The organism is Actinophytocola sp., from assembly GCF_050699915.1.
In the GTDB taxonomy this organism is placed as follows: domain Bacteria; phylum Actinomycetota; class Actinomycetes; order Mycobacteriales; family Pseudonocardiaceae; genus Actinophytocola.
The window spans coordinates 1-4,808 of the sequence record NZ_JBOHGA010000338.1 but is presented as its reverse complement, the minus strand read 5'-3'; the positions used below and the strand labels follow the sequence as shown (position 1 = coordinate 4,808).

6 protein-coding genes are annotated in these 4,808 nt (G+C 72.5%); 1 reads left to right on the top strand and 5 read right to left on the bottom strand.

Annotated features, from left to right (window positions below; translation table 11 throughout):
* Positions 1–35: 35 nt before the first annotated feature.
* From ACRDSK_RS31925 to ACRDSK_RS31910, 4 genes are all read right to left on the bottom strand, one after another.
* Positions 36–389: a YciI family protein gene (locus ACRDSK_RS31925; protein ID WP_431445125.1), complete on the bottom strand. Its 354-nt coding sequence runs from the start codon at positions 387–389 to the stop codon at positions 36–38.
* Between the two features lie 113 nt (positions 390–502).
* Positions 503–1,381, bottom strand: coding sequence for an NAD(+)/NADH kinase (locus tag ACRDSK_RS31920; RefSeq protein ID WP_431445124.1), 879 nt, complete (start codon positions 1,379–1,381; stop codon positions 503–505).
* 1 nt (position 1,382) lies between these two features.
* Positions 1,383–1,619 (bottom strand): hypothetical protein, encoded by a 237-nt coding sequence (locus ACRDSK_RS31915; protein ID WP_431445123.1) that lies wholly within the window; start codon positions 1,617–1,619, stop codon positions 1,383–1,385.
* A 166-nt stretch (positions 1,620–1,785) separates the two neighbouring features.
* The gene (locus ACRDSK_RS31910; RefSeq protein WP_431445122.1) at positions 1,786–2,502 is read right to left on the bottom strand and encodes an ATP-binding protein; all 717 of its coding nucleotides are present in this window, start codon (positions 2,500–2,502) and stop codon (positions 1,786–1,788) included.
* Between the two features lie 237 nt (positions 2,503–2,739).
* Here ACRDSK_RS31910 and ACRDSK_RS31905 point away from each other — a divergent pair, with 237 nt between their 5' ends.
* Complete coding sequence (locus ACRDSK_RS31905; protein WP_431445121.1) at positions 2,740–3,444, top strand: MOSC domain-containing protein; 705 nt, start codon at positions 2,740–2,742, stop codon at positions 3,442–3,444.
* Positions 3,445–3,450: 6 nt separating this feature from the next.
* Here the strand turns inward: ACRDSK_RS31905 and ACRDSK_RS31900 are convergent.
* Positions 3,451–4,808: tetratricopeptide repeat protein (locus ACRDSK_RS31900; RefSeq protein ID WP_431445120.1), on the bottom strand; the 1,358-nt coding region annotated here is incomplete at its 5' end.

The window sequence follows — 4,808 nt, the reverse complement described above, 5'->3', positions numbered from 1 at the left end:
GGCGGGTCGCCTCCTGCCGCACGCGGTCCCCAACGTCAGCTGAAGTCCGGGTTGCCGTAGGTCTGGCGGACCTCGACCAGACCGTTCGCGAACGGCACCCGCTTGGCCCACGCGATGGCCTCGTCCTTGGAGGCGACCTCGATCTGCCAGTAGGCCGCGATCAGTTCCTTGGACTCCACGAAGGGGCCCTCGATCATGCTGAAGTTGCCGTCCTCGTAGGCGACCCGGAAGCCCTGCGAGCTCGGCCGCAGCACCTCGATGCCGCTTACGGCCACGCCGGCCTGCACGAGCTGGGCGGCGTAGGCCTGGATCTCGTCGATGAACTTCTGCTCCGGCATGACGGCGGCCTCGGAGTCCTCGGTGGCCTTGACCAGAAAGATGAATCGCATCTGCCTCTCCTACATCTGTGTCGTCGATCTGTCCGGCGCTGCCCGTCTCGGCCGGGTGATCCCATTCCGACACAACAAATCCAGGGGATTGACTAAAGGCGGCGCGGCCCGAACTAGATGTCGCTGCCCTCGGGCCAACTCGCGGGAATCTCGGCGGAGTCCGTGAGGCGCAGCTTGCGGCGCGCGCGTTGGTAGAACGTCGTCGCGCCGAGCCGCACGACGCGCGCGGCGGCCGGCCGCCCACGCAGCTCGATGCGATCGCCCGGCACGACGTAGCCCGCGACCTCGCCGTCGACCTCGACGGCCAGCCGACCGCTCGTGGGCAGGATCTCCAGCGTCAGCGTGTCGTGCACGGAAAGCACCACGCCCCGGCTGTACGCGGAGTGCGGCGCGGCCGGGGTCACCAACAGGGCCTCGACGGCGGGGCTCGTGATCGGCCCGCCGGCGGAGAAGCTGTACGCGGTCGAACCGGTCGGCGTGGCGACGATGACCGCGTCCGCGGCGTAGCTGACGAAGTCGTGGCCCGCGACGCGGACGGCGACCACCGCGCTGCCGTCACCCGGCACCCGCACGACGGCGACGTCGTTGAACGCGGTGACGGTCCGGTCGCCGAGGACGGCATCGACGGCCAGCCGGGGCTCGAGGGTGAACTGGTGACCGTCGATGGCCGACAGCGCGCCGGGCAGGTCGGGCACGTCCACCTCGGCCAGGAAGCCGAGCTTGCCGAGGTTCACGCCGAGCACCGGCGCACGCTGACCGTCGGCGAGCCGCATCGCACGCAGCATGGTCCCATCCCCGCCGAGGCTGACCAGCAGATCGGCCCGGCGACCGAGCTCGGCCGGGGAGACCCCGACCGCGGCACAGCTCAGCCGGCTGAGCTCCTCCGGGATGCCGAGCACCTCGACCTGCCGGCTGGCCGCCCAGTCGAGCACCGCGGCCACCGCCGCCGCGGAGTCCCGCCGTGGGTGCAGCACCAGCCCGGCCGAGTGCACGTCAGCCGACCCGCGCCGGCTTCGTCATGGTCACGGGTCGAGTCTGCCCGCAGCCGAGCGCCTTGGCACGGGGACGACGCAGGCCACCGGGCTGAACCGCCAGCGCGCCGAGCGCGAGACCGCCCAGCGCGAGCCCGTACCCGGGTCCGGAGGCGTCCAGGTCCTGCTCGACCAGGACGATCGCCGCCGGCCGGTCGACCGACGCGGCGAACGCGATGCCGACTGTCCCGATGGTCACCGCCGCCACCGTGTCGGCGAAGAAGGGCTCGCCGGCATCATCAGCCGGCGCAGCTCGACCCGGTCGCCGACCGCCCCCGGCGGTGCGCCAGTTCCGCCCGTCGTCCAACGGAACCACGCGATCTGTCTGATGTGGACGATGACGGCGGGCCGGGTGGCGGAGGCGGTCACAGGACCGCCCAGACCACCTTGCCGCCCGACTGGGTCCCCGTGCTGCCCCAAGCACGGGACAGGCGCACGACCGCCGACAGCCCGTGCTCGACACCCGTCACCGGGTTCGTGCCAGGCTCGATCAGGTGCACCGGCTCGGGATCGCCGTCGTAGACGGCGACGGTCAGCAGGCCGCGACGCAGCTCGACCCGAACGGTCGGCGGACCGTAGGTGTGCTTGATCGTGTTGTCCACGAGCTCCATCGCCACCTGCAGCACGTCCGCTGCCCGTTCGGCGGCGACCTGCCACTGCTGGCACCAATCGGTGACGAACCCGCGCGCCAGTGGGAAGGACGCGGCCCCGTTCGGCAGCTCGGTGCGTGCCACCCGCCGCGGCGGCGGGTCCGCGATGCCGTCCACAGCCGCCTCGATGCTGCGATGTACCGGCAGGTAGCGCCGCATCCGGTAGTCGACCAGGGAGCGGTGGTTCGCCTCGTTGGCGACGGCGATCACCAGCGGGATTCCCGGCCACACGGCGATTTCCGACGCGACCGCGGGGAACAACGCCAGCGCCGTCGGGTGCGCCACTCCCGTCCGATCCAGGTCGACGATCACCGCCCTGGGCACCTCGGCCGCCGCCTTCACCATCGCGACGCGCAGCTTGGCGTAGCCGGCCGAGTCGAGCGTCCCCTCGGCCACCACGACGGTCGCGCCGACGTGGCGCCACCAGTACACGCTTAGCTCGCCGATCACAAACGCTCACGGCTCCCGATGCGACTGTCGCCCTGTGCCACGTCTTCCCCTCGAACCAGGCCCTGCCGAGGAGCCTACGCGGACGGCGCGACGTCCTCCCGAACCGCGCACGAATGTGGCACGCTGTTCCGGTCGAGAGGCGTTGCGACGGACCAGATCCGCCACGCTCGACACCCGCTGAAACCGGCACAAGGGCGCCTCGAGTCGATGGAGGCGGTCATGTCCGTGGTGGGGCGCGTCGTCGCGCTGTGGCGGTACCCGGTGAAGTCCATGGCAGGTGAGAGAATCGAGGGCGTCGACGTCTCGTGGCACGGGTTCGCGGGCGATCGCCGGTGGGCGTTCATCCGCGAAGGGAAGGCGCGCAACGGCTTTCCGTGGCTGACGATCCGGGAGCGGCCCGAACTGGCCCACTACCGGCCCCGGTTCGCGGACCCCGCCCGGCCCGACGCCTCGGCGACGTCGGTGCGTACGCCGGCCGGCCGCGAGCTCGACGTGGCTGCCCCGGAGCTCGTGGCCGAGCTCGGCCACGGAGTCCGCGTCATCAGGCAACACCGCGGCGTCTTCGACACGATGCCGCTGTCCCTGCTGACCACGCAGACCATCGCCGGCCTCGGCCGGCTGGTCGGCACCGACCTGGTGCCCGCGAGGTTCCGGCCCAACCTCCTCGTGGACGCCGAGGGCGGCCGCGACTTCCCCGAGGACGCCTGGGTCGGCCGGGTACTGCGCATCGGCGGGTTGCGGATGCGGGTGGACCAGCGCGACCGGCGGTGTGTCGTGGTCACCGTCGACCCGGTCACGCTGCGGCGAGATCCGGCGATCCTGCGGGCCATCGCGCGGCAACGCGACGCGCGGCTCGGGGTCTACGGCTCGACCGTGGCTCCGGGCCGGGTCGCGGTGGGCGACAAGGTCGAGCTGGAACCCTGACCCGCGTCAGGACAGGTGGTGCCGCAGCTTGGTGCGGAGCGGCTCGGCGTCCGGATGGTTGAGCTGTTCGAGGATGACGAGCCCCTCGCGCCAGGCGATGTCCGCCGACTCGAGGTCGCCCGCGGCGTCGTAGGCGTCACCGAAATGAGTGAGGACGACGGCCTCCTCCCAGCGGTTGCCGAGGTCGCGGAACAGCTCCAGCGACTGCCGGAAGCAGGAGATGGCCTCGGCGTGGTGGCCGAGGTGCTGATGGGCGTAGCCGAGGCTGTCCCACGCCCTGGCCCGGCCGAGGCTGCTGCCGAGCTCCTCGTACGCGCGCAACGCCTCCTGGCAGTACGCGAGGGACCGCTCGGGGTCACCGAGCTGGGCGTGGTCCCAGCCCAGGTTGTTGAGCGCCCTGGCCTGACCCTGCTTGTGGCCGGCGGCCCGGTACAGGTCGCGGGCCCGCTCGGTGTGCTCGAGCGCGTCCCGGAGCCGGCCCTGCCGCTCCCGCATGAAGGAGTAGGAGGTGTGGATGTGGGCCTGCCCGGTCTGGTTGCCGCACCGCCGGTACAGCTCCAGCGCGAGCCCGAGGTGGGTGTCGGCGTCGGCGGTCCGGTCCAGGTGGATGTACGGAGCGGCGATGAGGTAGCGGACCAGGGCCTCCTTGTCGGGATCGCCCAGGCGCAGCGCGGCTCGCAGGGCGGCATCGAGCGTGTCCACCGCGTCGTGCCAGTACCCCCGCCAGCCGAGGAAGTCGATGAGCGTGCTCGCCAGCTGCCAGGTGTAGACGTCCTCGCCGGTCCGGGCGGTGTGGTCGATGACGGCGAGCAGGACGGCGTGCTCCGCGGTGAACCAGGCCAGTGCCTGCCCGACGTCGGTGAGGTCCTCGGCGCTGACCCCGTGCGCGGGTGGGGTGAGCGGCAGCGGGTCTCGGATGGGCTGCAGCAGCTGAGCGGCGGCGTTCGCGGTGTGCACGTGGTGGTCCAGGAGCCGGTGGACGGCGGCGTCGCGCCGGTCGCGGGGGTCGGTGTCGCGGGACCGTTCGGCGGCGTAGGCGCGCAGCAGGTCGTGGCAGGTGTACCGGCCGGGCACGTGCTCGGTGACCAGGTGCGCGTCGGACAGCTCGGCGAGCAGCGGCCGCACCAGCGACGGGGTCAGCGCGGCGAGGCTCGCCGCCGCGGGGGCGGCGAAGTCCGGCCCCGGATGCAGCCCGAGCAGCCGGAACAGCCGGGCGGCGGCGGGGCTGAGCTGCAGGTACGACCAGGAGAACACCGCCCGCGTGTCGGTGGCCGGGTCGGTCCCGGTGAAGGTGTCCAGGCTCCCCCGGGCCGCGCGCAGCTCGGCCGCCAGCGCGGCCAGGCCGAACGTGGGGTGGCCCGCGG